Source organism: Streptomyces sp. HB132 (assembly GCF_016909575.1).
Taxonomy (GTDB): Bacteria; Actinomycetota; Actinomycetes; order Streptomycetales; family Streptomycetaceae; genus Streptomyces.
The window spans coordinates 728,216-747,330 of record NZ_JAFBGA010000002.1 but is presented as its reverse complement, the minus strand read 5'-3'; the positions used below and the strand labels follow the sequence as shown (position 1 = coordinate 747,330).

12 protein-coding genes are annotated in these 19,115 nt (G+C 72.8%); 7 read left to right on the top strand and 5 right to left on the bottom strand.

Going from position 1 to position 19,115, the window contains the following annotated elements:
- Positions 1–448: 448 nt before the first annotated feature.
- A complete protein-coding gene (locus JOC24_RS07655) occupies positions 449–1,006 on the bottom strand; it encodes a MarR family winged helix-turn-helix transcriptional regulator (RefSeq protein WP_205019310.1) in 558 nt (185 codons plus the stop codon).
- Positions 1,007–1,143: 137 nt separating this feature from the next.
- Here JOC24_RS07655 and JOC24_RS07650 point away from each other — a divergent pair, with 137 nt between their 5' ends.
- Positions 1,144–2,478: an MFS transporter gene (locus tag JOC24_RS07650; RefSeq protein ID WP_205019365.1), complete on the top strand. Its 1,335-nt coding sequence runs from the start codon at positions 1,144–1,146 to the stop codon at positions 2,476–2,478.
- Positions 2,479–2,503: 25 nt separating this feature from the next.
- Here JOC24_RS07650 and JOC24_RS07645 read toward each other — a convergent pair whose 3' ends face one another.
- Together JOC24_RS07645 and JOC24_RS07640 are read right to left on the bottom strand one after the other, a co-directional pair.
- Entirely contained in the window at positions 2,504–4,177 is a 1,674-nt protein-coding gene (locus JOC24_RS07645; protein WP_205019309.1) for an ATP-binding SpoIIE family protein phosphatase, read from the bottom strand.
- Between the two features lie 335 nt (positions 4,178–4,512).
- The gene (locus JOC24_RS07640; RefSeq protein WP_205019308.1) at positions 4,513–5,946 is read right to left on the bottom strand and encodes an NAD(P)/FAD-dependent oxidoreductase; all 1,434 of its coding nucleotides are present in this window, start codon (positions 5,944–5,946) and stop codon (positions 4,513–4,515) included.
- 339 nt (positions 5,947–6,285) lie between these two features.
- Here JOC24_RS07640 and JOC24_RS07635 point away from each other — a divergent pair, with 339 nt between their 5' ends.
- Both JOC24_RS07635 and JOC24_RS07630 read left to right on the top strand, forming a co-directional pair.
- The gene (locus JOC24_RS07635) at positions 6,286–7,092 is read left to right on the top strand and encodes a TetR/AcrR family transcriptional regulator (protein WP_205019307.1); all 807 of its coding nucleotides are present in this window, start codon (positions 6,286–6,288) and stop codon (positions 7,090–7,092) included.
- Positions 7,093–7,407: 315 nt separating this feature from the next.
- The gene (locus tag JOC24_RS07630; protein ID WP_205019306.1) at positions 7,408–9,462 is read left to right on the top strand and encodes a sigma-70 family RNA polymerase sigma factor; all 2,055 of its coding nucleotides are present in this window, start codon (positions 7,408–7,410) and stop codon (positions 9,460–9,462) included.
- A gap of 83 nt (positions 9,463–9,545) precedes the next feature.
- Here the strand turns inward: JOC24_RS07630 and JOC24_RS07625 are convergent, their stop codons facing one another.
- Positions 9,546–11,687: an asparagine synthase-related protein gene (locus JOC24_RS07625; protein ID WP_205019305.1), complete on the bottom strand. Its 2,142-nt coding sequence runs from the start codon at positions 11,685–11,687 to the stop codon at positions 9,546–9,548.
- Between the two features lie 940 nt (positions 11,688–12,627).
- Between JOC24_RS07625 and JOC24_RS07620 the strand changes: the two genes are divergently transcribed.
- The 4 genes from JOC24_RS07620 (at position 12,628) to JOC24_RS07605 (ending at position 17,970) form a co-directional block, all read left to right on the top strand.
- A complete protein-coding gene (locus JOC24_RS07620) occupies positions 12,628–14,148 on the top strand; it encodes a sporulation protein (RefSeq protein ID WP_205019304.1) in 1,521 nt (506 codons plus the stop codon).
- A gap of 160 nt (positions 14,149–14,308) precedes the next feature.
- Positions 14,309–15,565: an L-2-hydroxyglutarate oxidase gene (lhgO, locus tag JOC24_RS07615; protein ID WP_205019303.1), complete on the top strand. Its 1,257-nt coding sequence runs from the start codon at positions 14,309–14,311 to the stop codon at positions 15,563–15,565.
- Positions 15,558–16,448 (top strand): tRNA (guanosine(46)-N7)-methyltransferase TrmB, encoded by an 891-nt coding sequence (trmB, locus tag JOC24_RS07610; RefSeq protein WP_205019302.1) that lies wholly within the window; start codon positions 15,558–15,560, stop codon positions 16,446–16,448. The genes lhgO and trmB overlap by 8 nt, the downstream gene beginning before the upstream one ends.
- A 70-nt stretch (positions 16,449–16,518) precedes the next feature.
- A complete protein-coding gene (locus JOC24_RS07605; protein ID WP_205019301.1) occupies positions 16,519–17,970 on the top strand; it encodes a PrsW family intramembrane metalloprotease in 1,452 nt (483 codons plus the stop codon).
- Between the two features lie 65 nt (positions 17,971–18,035).
- Here JOC24_RS07605 and JOC24_RS07600 read toward each other — a convergent pair whose 3' ends face one another.
- Entirely contained in the window at positions 18,036–18,980 is a 945-nt protein-coding gene (locus JOC24_RS07600; protein ID WP_205019364.1) for an aldo/keto reductase, read from the bottom strand.
- Positions 18,981–19,115: the final 135 nt, after the last annotated feature.

The following is a 19,115-nucleotide window of genomic DNA, read 5'->3' as shown; positions in this document are numbered from 1 at the left end:
GTCCCGTTTCACCGGGGCCCTCCGGGCGCTTCCCTTCGTTCTTGCGTTTCCGACTCTATCAGACTCTTTCGTGTCCGATTCCCGGCCGAAGCGGGATGCTGCTTTTTCGCTTTCCAGTTCTTCGCTTTCGCGTTTCCCTTTCCGGCGAGTCCGACTCTATCAGATCCTTTCGGGCCTGATTCCCAGTCAGTGGGGTTCGTCCTCCCGGCCCTTGGGCCGTTCCGACGTCCCGAACTCTAGCGGATCTTCCCGGCGACTCATAATCGAGTCGGTGAATTGAATTTCGGCATGCCGAAATTCTCTCCGGTGGGAGATCGTTCTGAGTTTTGTTGCCGCATTCGCGGCGGGATCGGTCGCCGCCGGACCGTACCGGCTCCGTGACAACTCGAAGTACCTTACGGACGCGGGGACGACGTGTCAACTCCACCTCTCGTCCCCCGATCCGACCTCAGTCGAGGTCGGTGAGCCGACCGCCGGCGTCGGGCTGTTCGTGCTCCACGCGTCGCAGCAGCCGGATCAGGATCTCGCCGAGCGCTCCCCGTTCGTCGCCCGAGAGGTCCTGGAGGAGATCCTCCTCGAAGGTGGTGGCCATCCGCATCGCCTCGAGCCACTTCGTGCGGCCCTCGTCGGTCAGTTCCACGATGACCCGTACCCGGTTGTTCTCGTCCCGGTCCCGGGTGACCAGACCCTCACCGGCCATGCGGTCGATGCGGTGGGTCATGGCGGCGGGAGTGAGCCCGAGCCGCTTGGCGAGCTCGCCCGGCCCCAGCCGGTACGGGGCTCCGGACAGCACCAGGGTCTTGAGGACCTCCCACTCGGCGTTACTGATGCCGAGCGCGGCGACCTGTCTGCCGTACGCGACGTTCATCCTGCGGTTCAGCCGGCCCAGCGCGGAGACGATCTGCTCGACCTGCGGGTCGAGGTCCCGGAATTCGCGCTGATAGGCGGCGATCTGCTCGTCGAGGCTCGACTCCTGGAGCTCGGGCTGCTCGGTGGTGTCAGACATGGCGGGCAGTATCGCACGCCCCTCATCGCCATCGAAGTCCTTCGGGGTGAAGAGTTCACACTTTAATTTTAGTGCTAAAGTCTACGAGTCTGTGTTCTTGAAGTTGAGTCTTGAGGTAGGTGAGTGTGACCAGGGAGATGGGTGCAGCGCTGCGGCGGATCCAGCTGGGGAGCGCGTTGAGCGCGTTCGGCCTCGGATTCACCGTCCCGTATCTGTACGTCTACGTGGCACAGGTACGGGATCTTGGTGCCGGTACGGCAGGTGTCGTGCTGGCTGTCTTCGCCATGGCGGCGCTCGCGGTGCTGCCGTTCACCGGCCGTGCCATCGACCGGCGCGGCCCGTTGCCCGTGCTGATCGTCGCAGCCCTCGCGGCGGCCGTGGGCGCCTGTGCCCTGGGCTTCTCGAATGGCGTGACGTCAGCCGTACTGTCCGCCGCGGTCCTCGGCGCCGGCACCGCGGTCATGCAGCCTGCGCTCGCGACGATGCTGGTGTGGTGCTCCAGCGCCGCCACCCGCACCCGCGCCTTCGCCATGCAGTTCTTCCTTCAGAACCTCGGGCTCGGCATCGGTGGCCTGGTCGGCGGGCAGCTGGTGGACGTCAACCGTCCGTCGAGCTTCACCCTGCTGTTCCTCATCGAGGCAGGCATGTTCCTGGTGCTCGGTGCGGTCGCTGCCACGGTTCGTATGCCGCGTGCGCCCTCCCTCCCGCACACTGTGCCCGCCGACGGCACGGCACCCAAGGCCGGGCTGCGCGTGCTGCTCTCGCACCGGGCCATGGTGCAGCTGTGCGTCCTGGGCTTCGTGATCTTCTTCGCCTGCTACGGACAGTTCGAGTCCGGGCTCGCCGCCTACGGCACCGAGGCCGCCGGAATCGATCCGTCGACCCTGGGTATCGCGCTGGCAGCCAACACGGCGGTCATCGTCGTCGCGCAGTTCGTCGTGCTGCGCCTCGTGGAGCGCCGCAGCCGCAGCCGCGTCATCGCGTGGGTCGGTGTGATCTGGGCCTTCGCCTGGATCGTGGCCGGGTACGCGGGTCTCGGACACGGCAGCCAGACCATGGCCACGGCCGCGATGATCTCGACGTACGCCCTGTTCGGGCTCGGCGAGGCGATGCTGTCGCCGACGGTGGCGCCGCTCGTCGCCGATCTGGCACCGGAGGCCATGGTCGGTCAGTACAACTCGGCGTTCGCCCTGGTGAAGCAGCTCGCGCTGGCCGTCGGGCCCGCCGTGGGCGGCCCCATGGGGGCATCTCTGCACGGGCCGTACATCGTGACCTTCGTACTGTTCTCGCTCGGCATCACCGTGCTGGCGCTCAAGCTGGGCCGTCAGCTCACTCCCGTACAGGACCGGCCCTCGCTCGCGGCGGTGCCGTCCCGGGTGGTCGCCGTGTCACTGCCGGAGAGCGAGCCGGTCGTCGCTCCCGCCGGCGTGCACCTGGACACCGCCGTGCAGGGAGAGACCGCCCTGCGCTGACCCAGCGCCGTGTGCCGGGTCGGCGTCAGCCGGGGAGCGCGAATTCGCACCAGACCGCCTTGCCCCCGCCGGGGGTACGGCGGCTTCCCCATGACGTGGCGATGGTCGCGACGATGGTGATGCCGCGTCCCGCCTCGTCGGCGGGCTCGGCGCGACGGCGGCGCGGCAGGTGGTCGTCGCCGTCCGTCACCTCGATGATCAGGCGGCGGTCGGTCCGGCGCAGGCCGAGACGCATGGGCGGCGTTCCGTGCTGGAGGGAGTTCGCGACGAGCTCGCTCACGGCAAGGACCCCCAGGTCACAGAGCTCCATGGGAAAGCGCCAGGACGCCAGGACGCCCGTGGCGAAGGCGCGTGCCCTGGGGGCGGCCTCGATGCCCCCGAGCAGTTCGAGCGAGGCGTTGTGGAAGAGCTCCGCGCTCGGTCCCGTCCGCGCGGGGTGCTGGACCACGAGGACCGCCACGTCGTCGTCGTGCTCGGCGGTGACACCCAGGGAACGGATGAGCCGGTCGCAGACCACCTGGGGCGACCCCTTGGCACCGGCGAGGGCGCGCGCCAGGGAGGCGACACCCTCGTCGATGTCCTCGCTGCGGCGTTCCACCAGGCCGTCCGTGTAGAGGACGGCGGTGGAGCCGGGCGGCAGGGGGATCGTCCCTGAGGTGTGGACCCAGCCGCCCGTGCCGAGCGGCGGTCCGGTCGGTTCCTCCGCACGGTGGACGGTGCCGTTTTCGTCGCACACGAGGATCGGGAGGTGCCCTGCGGAGGCGTAGACGAGGTGCCCCTCGTTGGGGTCGTGGACGGCGTAGGCGCAGGTGGCGATCTGGCTGGCGTCGATCTCGGCGGCGAGGACGTCGAGGAGCTGGAGCACCTCGTGCGGCGGAAGGTCGAGGCGGGCGTAGGCCCGGACCGCCGTGCGCAGCTGGCCCATGACGGCTGCGGCCCGCACGCCGCGCCCCATCACGTCGCCGATGACGAGCGCGGTCCGCCCGGCGCCCAGGGTGATGACGTCGTACCAGTCACCGCCGACCGCCGCGTCCGTGCCGCCCGGCTGATAGGTGGCGGCGATGCGCAGGTCGTCCGGCTGCTCCAGGTCCTGCGGGAGCAGGGAGCGCTGGAGCGTGACGGCTGTCTCGCGGTGGCGGCGTTCGCTGGCCCTGAGGCGTTCGGCCGCTTCGGCGTGGTCGGTGACATCGGTGGCGTAGACGAGGACGCCGGCTTCCCCGTCGGGTCCGTCCGGGTCGCCGGTGGCCACGGGGGTGCAGGTCACCGTGTACGAGCTGCCGGCCTGCACCTTGCGGGACTTGACCGTACGCGGGGTGCCGCTGCGCAGGACCTGCCCGATGAGGGGCAGCAGGCTGAGCTCGGTGAGCTCGGGCATGACCTCGGCCGCGGGCGCACCGCAGGGGCGTGGGCCGAAGGCGGACGTGTAGGCCGCGTTGACGTAGGTGATGCGGTGTTCGGGGCCGTGGAGCAGTGCGACGGGGGCGGGGAGCCGGCCCAGCAGCTCGCGGGCCGACAGGGCGTCCAGGGAGGGGCCGTGCACAGGGGCGGCGGATTCGGAGGTGTCGTCCGGCGGGGTGACCGGCGTCTTCGGCCGTACGGACTCGGCGCGGGCGGCGGGTACGGAACTGTGGTCGTCGTCCCGCGCGGCGGCTCGACGTTGTGTTCCGGGAAAGCGGGCGCTCCAGCGCGTGAAGTTCACGGAATTTCTGGCCTCGTGTGTCGGTCGGGTCCGCTCGGGCGAGCTGCTTCTACTGCTGGTCCTGTGGTCGGTCCCCCGCCCGGCCCTGATGCCGGGCCGGGGTGCCGGAACCGGGCTGTCGGGAACGCGCGGCCGGACCTGTCCGTGCTGTCGGTTCGTAGCTGTCGGTCACTTTAGGTGACCGCCTGCCGGATCACTCTGCGCAGGTGTGGGCCCACCTATGGTCACACGTCCAGTGTGACCGACCGTACTGACAGTTGGCGTACGGCGGTGGGTCCGGCCGCTGAACGACAGCGGTTCTCCGGGGCGTTGGCGGCGCGGCGGAGAACCGCGGATCAGCCGGACGTCTCCGGCGGCCTGTCGTTCTTCGGCGGTGTGTCGTCGGGGGGCTTCGGGTGCGCGTGTCCTCTCGCGGCGAGGGCGAACTCGGCGCGCGGGTGTTCGAGCGAGCCGAGGGAGACGATCTCCCGTTTGAAGAGTCCGGCCAGGGTCCACTCGGCAAGGACGCGCGCCTTCCGGTTGAACGTGGGGACGCGGCTGAGGTGGTACACGCGGTGCATCAGCCAGGCGGGATATCCCTTGAGCTTGCGCCCGTAGACGTGCGCGACTCCCTTGTGCAGGCCGAGCGAGGCGACGGAACCGGCGTAGGAGTGCCGGTAGTCCTCGGCCGGACGGCCGGCGAGCGTGGCCACGATGTTGTCGGCGAGGACCTTTGCCTGACGGACCGCGTGCTGGGCGTTCGGCGCGGTCTCCGTGCCCGGCTCCGACGAGGTGAGGTCAGGGACGGCCGCCGCGTCACCCGCGGCCCAGGCGTGCTCGGCTCCGTCGACGGAGAGCGTGGCGGTGCAGCGGATCCGGCCGCGTTCCGTGAGGGGGAGGTCGGTGGCGGCGAGGATCGGCGCGGGCTTCACACCCGCGGTCCACACCAGGGTGCGGGTCGGGAAGCGCGAGCCGTCGCTGAGCACGGCGACCCTGCCCTCGCAGCTGTCCAGCCGGGTGTCGAGCCGTACGTCGATGTTGCGGCCCCGCAGTTCCCTGACGGCGTACCTGCCCATCGCCTCTCCGACCTCGGGCAGGATGCGCCCGGTCGCCTCGACCAGGATCCATCTCAGGTCCGAGGGCTTGATGTTGTGGTAGTACCGCGAGGTGTAGCGGGCCATGTCCTCCAGCTCCGCGAGTGCCTCCACGCCCGCGTACCCGCCGCCGACGAAGACGAAGGTGAGGGCCGCGTCGCGGATGGCGGGGTCCCGGGTGGCGGAGGCGATGTCCATCTGCTCGATGACGTGGTTGCGGAGGCCGATGGCCTCCTCGACGGTCTTGAAGCCGATTCCGAAGTCCGCGAGGCCCGGAACCGGCAGGGTGCGTGACACGGATCCGGGCGCGAGGACGAGTTCGTCGTACGGGATCTCCAGGGCACCGGTGCCGTCCTCGCCGGTGGCGAGCGTCGTGACCGTCACTGTGCGCTTGGCGTGGTCGACGCGCTCCGCCTCGCCGATGACGATCGTGCAGTTCTTCAGGACCCTGCGCAGCGGCACGACGACATGGCGCGGAGAGATCGAACCTGCCGCGGCTTCGGGCAGGAACGGCTGATAGGTCATGTAGGGGTCGGGCGTGACCACCACGATCTCGGCCTCACCGCTTCTCAGTCTCTGCCGGAGCTTCCGCTGGAGACGCAACGCGGTGTACATCCCGACGTAGCCGCCGCCGACGACGAGAATGCGTGCACTGGGCCGGGTGCCGGGGGGTGTCCTCCGGGAATCTGGTGCCATCACCATCCCATGACGCAACGGAGTCCGGAGTTTGTCCACAGGCCCGGCAAATTGTGTGACCGGAGCTCTCCGATCACCCGGCGGCCCCCGGCCACCGTCCGATTCCGGAGCTGTGCAGGTCAGATGCGGCGCGAAGGTGTGCCCGAAGGGGTCGATCCGGGGTCCGACCGGTCCTTGCTCCGATCGGGGGGCGCTCCGTGCGGAACTACCCCCTTCTGAATTGACCCGGGCTCAACTATGTTCGTACCCCGTCGGGGTGTCGGATTCGGACCAAGGTCCACACGCCGGCGGACACGGCGGGGAAGTCTCCGGGGGGAGACGTCATAACCGGGGGAAGTTATGCACATTCAGGATTTGCATGGGCCGAGCACTGTCACCTCGTCCGCTGAGGACCATGGGCGGCTGAGCCCCGTGGGCGCGGTCGGGACGGTCGCGGGACCGACGGGCGGCACTGCGCGCTCGGCGCCGCTCCGCGTCGACGCACAGCGCAATCTCGAACACGTCCTGCGCGCCGCGCGTGAGGTGTTCGGGGAGTTGGGTTACGGCGCGCCGATGGAGGACGTGGCACGCAGGGCACGGGTGGGCGTCGGTACGGTCTACCGGCGTTTCCCGAGCAAGGACGTGCTGGTGCGCCGGATAGCCGAGGAGGAGACGGCGCGGCTGACCGATCAGGCGCGCACGGCTCTCGGCCAGGAGGACGAGCCGTGGGCGGCGCTCTCCCGCTTCCTGCGGACCTCGGTGGCATCCGGCGCGGGGCGGCTGCTCCCGCCGCAGGTGCTGCGCGTGGGGGCGGAGCAGGACGAGCAGGCCGCGTCGGAGGGCCCCGGCACGGCCGGCGGCGAGTCGCGCGTCCCGCACCAGAGGCAGGGAGTGGGCGAGCCCGGTCTCCGGGTGGTCGGCCCGCATTCCGCGGGCGAGGAGGGGATCGAGGACGAGCCGGGGGTGGCCGAGCTGCTCGAGGTCGTGGGCAGGCTGGTCGACCGGGCTCGTGAGTCGGGCGAGCTGCGAGGCGATGTGACGGTGGCCGATGTGCTGCTGGTCATCGCCACGGCGGCACCGGCTCTGCCTGATCCCGCCCATCAGGCCGCCGCTTCGGCCCGGTTGCTGGACATCCTGCTGGAGGGTCTTCGCTCCCGCCCGGCGTAAGCGCGCCCCGCGTGGCCCACACGGCGCAGGTCCCACGCCGAATGCCGCGCGCTCGTGGTGCGCGGGCCGGGCAGCCGTCGTGTGCGCACAGCCGTCGGCCGGCTGCGGGGGTCCGGTGGGACGGGGCTCCCGTCGGCCGGGCACCTGCGCCCGGGGGGCATTGCTCCTTCCCCGTCGTTGCGATGTCACGCCCCACGGGCACGGGAAGACACCCCGGACGAGTGGTTGCTGCCGCTCGGGGTTCGTGGCGGCGTTGCCCTGTGGCACTCTTGCCCCGGTTATTCGGGTCCGAGGGTGTATACGGGGGCTTCCGCGATGAGCGGTGACGCGCAGCAGGAAGAACCGTCCGAGGGTGCCGCCGCAGCGGGCAAGGGCGGCACGGAGACCGACGGCCCGCCGGCCTCGCGGATGCCGGGCAGGACGTCGCCGTCGGGCCGTTCCGGGGCCGACCTGCCGATCGGCTCCGCCGAAGGCGCCGCGGAGCCCGCGCGGCCGGACGGCCCGGACGGGGGCGGCACCGTGCTGCCCGGTCCCTGGCCGTCGAGGTCCGGCGCCGACGACAGGGCTCAGCCGGAGCCCGCCACCGCGTACGCGGTCCCCCTGCAGCGTGAGGGGCGCGCGGGGTCCGGCGATCTCGGTCCGTCGGACGCGCAGTTGATCCAGGGCATGCGTACGGGGGACGACGGGGCGTACGAGGAGCTCTTCCGGCGTCACTCGGCAGCGGTGCGCCGCTATGCGCGTACCTGCTGCCGGGACGCCCACACGGCCGACGACCTGACGGCCGAGGTGTTCGCCCGGACGCTGCAGGCCGTACGCGGCGGGAAGGGGCCGGAGGAAGCCGTCCGGGCCTATCTCATGACGGCTGTCCGGCATGTCGCCGCCGCGTGGACCAGGAGCGCGAAGCGCGAGCATCTGGTCGACGACTTCGCGGTGTTCGCCGCGCAGGCCACTCGCGCCGCCGAGCTGTCGGAGGCCGACACCCTCGACCTGGGCGCCGACGTGCTCGCCATGCACGAGGCGGACCGGTCGATGGCCATGCAGGCGTTCCGCAGCCTGCCGGAACGCTGGCAGGCCGTGTTGTGGCACACCACCGTGGAGGAGGAGTCGCCCCGTGAGGTCGCCCCGCTGTTCGGACTGACGGCCAATGCCACGGCGGTCCTGGCCGTCCGGGCCCGAGAAGGGCTCAAGCAGGCCTATCTGCAGGCCCATGTGAGCCGGTCGCTGACGGCCGGGGGTGACTGCGCGCAGTACGCCGACCGGCTCGGCGCCCATGCCCGGGGCGGTCTGCGCACCCGGGCCGAGCGCGGACTGCGCAAGCACCTGGACGAATGCGCGAAGTGCCGGATCGCCGCCGGTGAGCTGGACCGTGTGAACGCCGGTATTCCGGCCCTCCTCCCGATCGCGGTCATCGGCTGGTTCGCCGCGGGCTACTCGCTCAAGGCCGCAGGCATCGTGGCGGGTGGCGCGGCGGGTGCGGCCGGCGCCGGAGCCGCCGCGGCGGCCACGGGGGGCGCGTCCTCCGGGGGAGGCACGGCAGGCGGGGCAGCGGCGTCGGAGGGGATCGGAGGCCCGATGAAGGCCGGCATCGCCGCCGCGGTGGCTGTGGCGGCGGCTGCCGGACTCGTGTGGGCGCTGGTCGGGGACGACCGGCCGGCGCCGGAGCAGAAACCGGTGGCCAAGCCGCCGGCCGCGGCGCCCGCCACCCCCACGCCGCCTCCCCCACCCGAGCCGCAGCCGGTACCGGAGCCCGAGCCGCCGGCCCCGCCCGAGCCCGGAGCACCGCCCGCCCCGGAGCCGACTCCGCCCCCCGCGCCGGTCCCGACACCTCCTCCCACTCCCACGCCGCCCCCACCGGAGGAGCCGGCGCCGACGCCCACCCCGACCCCGACCCCGGAACCTCCCGCGCCGAAGGAGCCGCCACCACCCGCGCCGGAGATCTACCAGGTGAACGAGCTCGAGTACTCCGTCACCGGTGACCACACCGGTCCCGAGGTGCTGCTCGACGGCAGCACCGGTGTGTTCTGGCAGCGCCGGGGACTGTCGATCGCCTCCACGACGTACGACCACGGGGTGACCGCCCCCTCCAGCTCGTCGGTCACCGTCCAGCTCAACCGGCCGTGCACCCGCTACGAGGCGATGGCGGGGGTCGACGACCTGACCCTGGGGCTCGGCGCCGTGCGTTTCTCGGTGTACGACGGAGAGGGGGCGCGGCTGTGGCGGTCCCCGGTGGTGCGGGGTGGTGAGCCCGCCGTACCGGTGAGCGTCGGCATCGAGGGCCGGAAGGCTGTCCGGCTCGTGGTGGAGCCGTGGGGACGGCTCGGCGGGGTCGCGCTGGCCGACTGGGCGCGCTCCCGGATCAGTTGCCGCTGAGCGCCCCTGCGGCACCGGCGAGGAGGCCGGGGCCAACCTGAGGCGCACGACCGCACGCGGACAGCACGCGCCGCCGCGGGCCCCTATGCCTGCAGGGTTCGGCGGGCCGGGACGACGCCTCCGGCCACCGCGCGCTGCCGTGGGGCCGCCGTGCCGGTCCAGCAGGTGCCTCGGCGGGTGACCAGACGGCGGAGCCACAGTTCCGTGGACGCGAGCTCGGCGAGGCCGTCCAGCGGGAGGGGTTCGCCCTCGGACGCCGCACGCAGCGCCTTGCGCACGACGCGGGCCTCGATCAGGCCCGCGTCGGCGAGCAGCGGGGCGTCGAAGAGGGCGATCAGGTCGGGAAGGGCGGTACGCAGTCCGATCCGTCCGGCCGCGGTCGAGGTGGCCTGGGACGGGGTGCCCCAGCCGGGCGGCAGGTCGTGGATGCCGGCGCCGGCGAGGACCCTGCGCAGGATCGCGGCGCGGGCGCCCGGCTGGACCCGGAGCGATTCCGGGAGGGCGCGGGCGGCGCGCACGACCTGGTTGTCGAGGTAGGGGGCGTGCAGCCGCTGGCTGCGGATCTCGGAGGCCTGTTCCAGGATCCGCTGGTCGGCAGCGTGCCGGGCCAGCGCGGCGCGGGCCCTGGCCTCCCCCGGGCGCTGGACCGATGCGGGCCGGATCGCCGCCTCCTGGAGACGAACCGATACTTCCGCGAGTGCCTCCCCCGTGAGCCAGCGGGCGGCCGGACCGGGTCGTGACCAGGCGAGGGAGGCGAGCGAGGCGTCGGCCGGGGTGTCGAGGCCGGGGGCGTCACGATTGGCCTCGGGCAGCAGGGACGCCGCCGTCTCGAGCCCGGTGCGGTACGACGTGCGGGCCAGTCTGCGGGCGGCCCGGTAGACGGCCAGCGGGACGAACAGGGAGTGCGTGGAGGGCCCTTCGGCCCTGGCGAGCGCGGCGACGGGCCGCAGGAGGTGGCGTCTGCGCCGGTCCATGAGGAGGTCGGCCAGCCGTGCGGGGTGCGCGTCCAGGACCTGGCGGGCGCCGTGTCCGACGAAGTGGTCCGCGCTGCCCGCGGCCAGCCGGCGGCGGTGGCGTTCGGCGACGACGAGGGAGGGGGCGGGTTCGTCCGTGAGCGGGCCGCTCTCCAGTGAGGCGTACGGGAGGGCCTCATCGCCCGCCGCCACGACCACGTGGTGCAGGCGGGGATCGGCCGCGATCACACGGGCACGCTCCAGCTCGTCCTCGCGGTCCTGCGCCGAGAGCCCGTGCGCCGTACGGCTCTGTACGGAGAGGTCGTTGAAGGTGACGGCCAGGAGGCGTTCGCCCGCCCCCGTGCCATGGCCCAGCACGGTACCCGGCAGCCCGGGCAGTCCGGCGGCCAGCAGCGCGAGGGTGGCGGAGGCACTGCCACCGGAGAGGTCCGACCCGATGCCGGGGACGGGCGCCCCACGGGCCGCGCGGCGTTCGGCGGGCCCCATGCCCGGGACGGGTCCGGGGTCGGGGGGCAGGGTCTCGGGGGCGTGGCGCGGAGCTGTGAGCCGTGCGCGTACGGCCTCGACGAGCGCGTCCCGTACGCCTTCGACGGCGCTCACCGGGTCGGTCTGCGCCGCTGCCACAGCGAGGGAGGCCACCGCCTCGTACCCGGTGATCTCGCGCGATCCCTCCCGGAGGATCAGCGCGTGGCCGGGCGGGATCCGCTTCACCCCGGCGTACGGTGTGCCGTCGCCCAGCGCCTCCGGGGTCTCGGGGCAGGCCAGCAGCGCGGCGAGATGGCCGATGTCCAGCTGCGCCTCGATGAGGTCGGCGAGCGGGAGGGCGGCGGTGGCGTAGGCGGTGCCGTTGGCCCAGGGCGTGTGGAAGACGGGCCGCGCTCCGGCGAGGTCTCCGGCGACGGTGATGCGGCGGCCGATCTGGACGACGGCCGTGTAACTGCCGGACCAGGCGGTGAGATGGCGCAGCGCACCGCCTCGGGCGGCCAGCAGTCCGACGCGGAGCTGTTCGTCGGTGGCCCCGCAGCAGCCGAGGACCGCGAGGCGGGTGACCGGCGCTCCCACCGGGGTAGCGACCGTGACGACGCGGATCTCGTCGGGGCGCCAGTCGCCCACGGCCCACAGCGGATCCGGGTCCCCCCACAGGAGTTGGGATCCCACCGGGTGGACGGTTCGCCCCTCGCTCTGGTGGCCGACGGCGCCCACGGTGCCGAAGCTCGCGGCGATACTGCTCCACCCCACCAACCAACGCATCGCCGCCTCCACAGGCTGTGGACGAACCGGCGTACCAGGACACGGGAACGCCGTTGCGGGACATGCTGCCACGACAACGGCGCCCGGGAGGGGGTACGGGCGGCGCACAACGGATGCGCATGCGCCCCTGGCAAAAGCCTGGCCACGGCTCCGGGGTGCCCTCACAACGGAATTGGATCATCCGGGAGTTGTGGCAGCCGGCGCCGCCGGCGGCCCCCGGACCGGCCGGGCCACGGAACAGGCGCAATCAGGCCATAGCCGGGCGGCTGCGCAACACCCCGTCCGACCGGCGCTATTCAGCCATTCTCCGCTCGCTGCGGAACCGCGCGTTTCGTCCACGGCAACTCAGCGGCACAGCCCCCGCGCACCCCTGCAAGAAGCGGTGGGCAGGACCCCGGCAGGACGACGTGGGCCCCGACCGGACCCGCCGGAGTGCGGCAACGTGCGGGCCGGCGCATCCCCCCGGTGCGCCGGACCACACGTCGCCGTCTCCGATCCCCGCCCGTGCGGCGCACGGTCCGGGAGGTGTTCGTCACCTCCCGGACCGGTTCGCCGCCCGCGGGGATTGGGGCGGCGGTCTCCCCCAGCCCACCGAGTCCAGTTCGGCGGGCCGACCCACGCAGGGCCCATCGAAGCGTTTGCCGCACCGGTCGGGCCAGAGCGCACGGCCGGGCGCACGGCCACACGTCAGGAGCACGGCTCCCACGCTCCGCGCCGCACGGACAACATTCCCGCCATACGGAGGTCTGCCCCTTAACGGTGGGGATGCGGCGAACTACGCTGGGTTTACCGATGTTCTCAGCAGAGCGGCATATTCCACGGGGCCTGGCCAAATGCGTGTGCGGCCGGAGTGCCCGGGACCGGACCTGGGGAGAACACGGTACGAATGCCGCGCGCCTGACGGTGACGCGGCGGCCGTCTGTGTGTCGAGGGGTGACGCATGTCCAGGGAACAACGCGGGCCGAACGAGAAGCTCGGCACGGTTCTCGCCCTCGCGGGAATCAGCAACGCCGGGCTGGCCCGGCGGGTCAACGACCTCGGGGCGCAGCGCGGTCTGACCCTTCGTTACGACAAGACGTCGGTGGCCCGCTGGGTCGCGAAGGGCATGGTGCCGCAGGGCGCGGCGCCGCATCTCATCGCGGCGGCGATAGGGGCCAAACTCGGCCGTCCCGTCCCGCTGCACGAGATCGGGCTCGCCGACGCCGATCCGGCGCCCGAGGTCGGTCTGGCGTTCCCCCGCGACGTGGCGGAGGCGGTGCGGTCGGCGACGGATCTGTACCGGCTGGATCTGGCGGGCCGCCGGGGCGGCGGCGGGATCTGGCAGTCGCTGGCGGGTTCCTTCGCGGTGAGCGCCTATGCGACCCCCGCGTCCCGCTGGCTCATAACTCCCGCCGATCCGTCGGTCGCGCGGGACCCGACGGCGGCCCACGCCGCGATCCTCGCCCCCGAGGGCGCACCCGGGGCTCACGCCGCGGCACAGGCCGGGGTGCCGGTCCAGCCGGGCCCGGACACCGCGGGCTCCGCCGCGCTCGACGGGCCGCTGCTGCGCGTCGGCCACAGCGACGTGACCAAACTGCGCGAGGCCGCCCAGGACGCGCGCCGCTGGGACTCCAAGTACGGCGGCGGCGACTGGCGTTCCTCCATGGTCCCGGAGTGCTTACGGGTCGACGCCGCTCCACTCCTCCTGGGTTCGTACAGCGACGAGGTGGGACGGGCTCTCTTCGGCGCGTCCGCTGAGCTGACCAGGCTCGCCGGGTGGATGGCCTTCGACACCGGCCAGCAGGAGGCAGCCCAGCGCTACTACATCCAGGCGCTGCGCCTGGCCCGGGCCGCCGCGGACGTTCCGCTGGGCGGTTACGTCCTGGCGTCGATGTCCCTGCAGGCGACCTACCGCGGCTTCGCCGACGAGGGCGTGGACCTCGCGCAGGCCGCGGTCGAACGCAACCGCGGGCTCGCCACCGCGCGGACCATGAGCTTCTTCCGGCTCGTGGAGGCGCGCGCCCATGCCAAGGCCGGCGACGCACCGGCCGCGGGGGCCGCGCTCCGGGCCGCCGAGAGCTGGCTGGAGCGCTCCCGGGCCGGTGACTCGGACCCGGCGTGGCTCGGCTTCTACTCCTACGACAGGTTCGCCGCCGACGCCGCCGAGTGCTACCGCGACCTCAAGGCGCCCCGCCAGGTGCGGCGCTTCACCGAGCAGGCCCTGTCGAGGCCCACCGACGAGTTCGTCCGCTCCCACGGACTGCGGCTCGTCGTCTCCGCGGTCGCCGAACTGGAGTCCGGCAACCTCGACGCGGCCTGCGCGGCGGGGACGCGGGCGGTCGAGGTGGCGGGCCGCATCTCCTCGGCGCGCACCACCGAGTACGTACGCGACCTGCTGCACCGCCTGGAGCCGTACGGGGACGAGCCCCGCGTGGCCGAGCTACGGGAACGCGCCAGGCCGCTCCTGGTCGCCCCCGCCTGATCCTGAGGACGGGCCCGGGGACCACCGGCAGGCGCCGGGGTCACCGGTACGTCCCGGTTTCGAGCGGTCCGGGGGCGAAACATCTCGCCACGCACACGCCGACCCTGGTTTGAGCCCGTTGTCAGTGGGTCAGTGCACTATCGGGGTGGGAGGTGGCGTGATGACGACGCACGCGGCGTACGACTGCGATGTGCTGGTGATCGGTGGCGGGATCGTCGGTCTGTCGACCGCGTACGCGGTGACGCGCGCCGCACCGGGCACCCGGGTCACGGTGCTGGAGAAGGAGTGGGGCCCGGCGCGGCACCAGACCGGGCGCAACAGCGGGGTGATCCACAGCGGCATCTACTACCCGCCCGGCTCGCTCAAGGCGCGCTACGCGGTGCGGGGCGCGGCCGAGCTGGTGGACTTCTGCGCGGAGCACGGGATCGCCCACGCGGTGACGGGCAAGCTGATCGTCGCCACCGGCCAGGACGAGCTGCCCCGGCTGCACGCCCTGGTGCAGCGGGGCCGGGCCCACGGCCTGCCGGTGCGGGAGCTCGGACCCGCACAGATCTCGGAGTACGAACCGCGGGTGCGTGGCGTTGCGGCGATCCGGGTCGGGACGACGGGGGTGTGCGACTTCACCGCGGTGACCGTACGGTTCGCCGCCGAGGTGAGCGCCTCGGGCGGACAGATCCGCTACGGCGCGGAGGTCGTCGCCGTCGACCGGCGCCCCTGGGGCGTCGCGGTGCGCACGTCCGACGGCCAGGTGGTCAGAGCCCGCGTACTGGTCAACTGCGCGGGCCTGCACAGCGACCGGGTGGCGCTGCTCGCGGGTGACGACCCGGGGGCGCGCATCGTGCCGTTCCGCGGGGAGTACTACGAGCTGGCCAGGCCCGAGCTGGTGCGCGGGCTCGTCTATCCGGTGCCCGATCCGGCGTTCCCCTTCCTCGGGGTACATCTGACCCGGGGCGTCGACGGCACGGTGCACGTCGGCCCGAACGCCGTGCCGGCACTGGCCCGCGAGGGCTACGGCCGGGCGGTCGTCCGCCCGCGCGAGCTGGCCGCCACCCTGGCCTGGCCCGGTTCCTGGCGGATCGCCCGGCGGCACTGGCGGTACGGGGCCGGCGAGGTGCACAGATCACTGTCGAAGAGCGCGTTCACCCGGGCCGTCCAGCGGCTGCTGCCAGAGGTGACGGAGGACGATCTGCGGCCCTCCCCGGCCGGGGTCAGGGCACAGGCGGTCCTTCGGGACGGCACGCTGGTGGACGACTTCCTGATCAGGGACGCCCCGCACACCGTGCACGTGCTGAACGCCCCGTCCCCCGCGGCCACCGCGTCACTGCCCATCGGGAGGGAGGTGGCGCGACGGGCTCTGCTGCGGGCTCGCGCGACGGGGTGGACGCCTCCCGCCGTAGAATCGGGTCATTGTGTCTGAACCTGTGAACCCCACCCCAGAGACGCCCGGCCCCGCCCCCGAGACGCCCGGCGTCCCGCCGGAGACCGCGCCCGCCACCGCCCCGGAGACGGCCCCGGACGGGGACGCGGACGCGGAGGCGAGGCGTGCAGCGTCGTTCGAGCGCCAGCGGAGACTGCGCCAGGAGCCCCGCTTCCCCGGCGGTCCGGCGGCCGACCCGGCGGGCTCGCACCACGAGCGACGGATCCGCAGCTTCCAGCCGCGCCGCAGCCGGGTGACCACCGGGCAGGAGGACGCCCTCCAGCGCCTGTGGCCCACGTGGGGCCTGGACATCGACGGCCGCAGCGTCCTCGATCTCCCCACACTGTTCGACGGCCTCCCGGTGGTCCTGGAGATCGGCTTCGGTATGGGCGAGGCGACCGCGCAGATGGCGGCCGACGACCCGGTCACCGGAATCCTGGCCGTCGACGTGCACACCCCCGGCCAGGGCAATCTGCTGGGTCTCGCGGAGCGGGCGGGGCTGTCCAACGTCCGTGTCGCCAACGGTGACGCGATCATCCTGCTCCGCGAGATGCTGGAGCCGGACGCGCTGGACGGACTCCGGGTCTTCTTCCCCGACCCGTGGCCCAAGAAGCGGCATCACAAGCGGCGGCTGATCCAGCCGGAGTTCCTCGACCTGGTGGCGCGGCGGTTGAAGCCGGGCGCGGTCGTCCACTGCGCGACGGACTGGGAGCCGTACGCGGAGCAGATGCTGGACGTCCTGACGGCACACCCCCTGTTCGAGAACACCCGGGCGGACGGCGGCTACGCACCCCGGCCCGCCTTCCGGCCCCTGACCCGCTTCGAGGGCCAGGGCCTGGACAAGGGACATGTCGTGCACGACGTGCTGTTCACCCGTCGCTGATCAGCCAACACCCGGCCTCCCGCGCGCCGTGACGTGGCCAGGTGTCGGTGGTCCTCGTTAGGGTCGTCGAATGTCCGAGGGGTCCGTACAGCACCAGCAGCCGGCCGTACCGGTTCTCGAGGAGCAACGGCTCGACGAGTTCCTGGGCGCCGTACCGGAGCGGGGTCAGTGGCGTTACCGGCCCCGCCGCGTCGGCATGGTCTGGCGCAGCAAGGCGTTCCGCGCCGGTGCGGTGATCACGGTGCTCGCACTCTGCGGTCTGGTGATCCTGGCCCTGGTGCGACAGCAGACGGGCACCGAGGGCTTCCTGGTGGGGCTGGGGCTGGCCGTCCTGCCCGTGCCGCTGCTGATGGCGGCGTTCCGCTGGCTCGACCGCGTCGAGCCGGGCCCCTGGCGCAATCTGCTCTTCGCCTTCTCCTGGGGTGCGTGCGCGGCCGCGCTCGTGGCGATCCTCGCCAACTCCTTCGCGACCCGCTGGATAGCCACGGCCACCGCGGATCCGGCGAGCGCCGACACCCTCGGGGCCACCCTCGTCGCCCCGGTCGTCGAGGAGAGCGCGAAGGCCGTCGCGGTCCTGCTGATCTTCCTCTTCCGCAGACGGCAGTTCGGCGGAATGGTCGACGGCATCGTGGTCGCGGGCTTCACCGCGACGGGCTTCGCGTTCACCGAGAACATCCTCTACCTGGGCAATGCCTTCGGCGAGGACCAGCATCTCGGGACCACGGGCCTCGCCTCCGTGACGGCGGGGACGTTCTTCGTGCGCGTGGTGATGTCGCCGTTCGCGCACCCCCTGTTCACGGTGCTCTCCGGCATCGGCTTCGGCATCGCGGCGCTGGGCGGGTCCCGTCACCGGATCCGCCGGGTCGTCCTGCCGCTGCTCGGGCTCGTCCTCGCCATGGGCATGCACGCCCTGTGGAACGGCTCGTCGTCCTTCGGGCCGTACGGCTTCTACGCGGTGTACGGCGCGTTCATGGTGCCGTGCTTCGGGCTGGTGACCTGGCTGGCGATCTGGTCGCGCCAGCGGGAACTGCGCACGCTCTCCACGGAGCTCCCGGTGTACGCGGCGGCCGGCTGGCTCACACCCGCCGAGCCTCTCGCGCTGGCCTCGATGCGTGCGCGGGGCATGGCCCGCGACATGGCCAGGCACTGGAACAGTCACCCGGAGCGCGCCCGGGGCCGGGCCGCGGCGCGGGCCGTCGCGGAGTACGAGTCGTTCGCGACGTCCCTGGCCATGCTGCGCCGGAGGGCCCGGCACGACGGTGCGGGCCCGGACTTCGCCCTGCGCGAGCAGGAGTTGCTGCACCACCTCTGGCAGCGCCGGGACGTCGCGGGCCCGGCCCTGACGTACGCGGCCCACGCGACGGGCCGGCTGCGCGCCCCCCGGCCACCCGCGCCGCCCCCGTTCCCCCGTCAGTTCTCCCACGGCGGCCCGCCTCAGCAGCATCTCCCCGCCCCGCACCGGCACTACGGCGGCCACAACCCGTACATGGAGGACGGCGGGCACCGGACACCGTCCGCGTAGAGCACGTCAGACGGACGCCCCCGGTCAGGCGAGCCGTCTCCTGCCCGGTCAGGCGGACGCCCCGGTCAGGCCGACGCCTCGGTCAGCTCGGCCAGCTCCTGCTCGGTCAGGCGGAGGTCGGCCACCGCGACCAGTGCGGGGAGCTGTTCGACCGTACGCGCGGAGGCGATCGGGGCGGTCACGGTCGGACGGGAGGCCAGCCAGGCCAGGGCGACCGTGGCGATCTCGGCGTCGTGCTCCTGGGCGATCCTGTCGAGCGCCGTGAGCACGTCGCGGCCGCGCTCGGTTTCCAGGTGCTTGCCCGCGCCCTCGGCCCGCGCGCTCTCGACCGGGGTCCCCGGACGGTACTTGCCGGTGAGGAAGCCGGAGGCGAGGGCGAAGTACGGGACGGCGGCGAGACCGGCACCGGCCGCCGTGTCCTGGAGCGCTCCCTCGTAGGTGTCCCGCGAGACGAGGTTGTAGTGCGGCTGCAGTGCGACGTAGCGGGCCAGACCCTCGCGCTCGGAGAAGTCCAGAGATGCCTGGAGCCGCTCGGGGCTGATGTTGGAGGCGGCGACCTCCCGCACGGTGCCGGCCTTCACCAGCTGGTCCAGCGCGGTCACGATCTCCTCGACGGGGACGCTCTCGTCGTCGAAGTGCGTGTAGTAGAGGTCGATGTGGTCGGTACCGAGCCGGCGCAGCGACGCCTCGGCCGCTTCCTTGATCGTGGTGGGCGAGAGCCCCTTGTACGCGGGGTGGGCGCCGACCTTGGTGGCGATGACGACGTCGTCGCGGCGGGAGCGGGCCGCCAGCCACTTACCGATGAGGGTCTCCGACTCACCGCCCTCGTTGCCCGGGATCCAGGCGGAGTAGGAGTCGGCGGTGTCGACGAAGTTGCCGCCGGCCGCCACGTACGCGTCGAGGACGGCGAAGGTCCGGTCCTCGTCGGCCGTCCAGCCGAAGACGTTGCCGCCGAGAGCGAGGGGGAAGACCTGAAGGCTCGAGGAACCGAGCGGGCGCAGAGATGTCATACCCAGGGACAACCCGTCCACTGAGGCGACTATTCCGGTTTCGTGCCGACCACCCCGGGGCCCGGCACCGCGGGGGGGGGGGGGCCGGGGAGTGCGCGGCCCCGGACGGACCGGCGGCCCTGGCGTCGGGGGGTC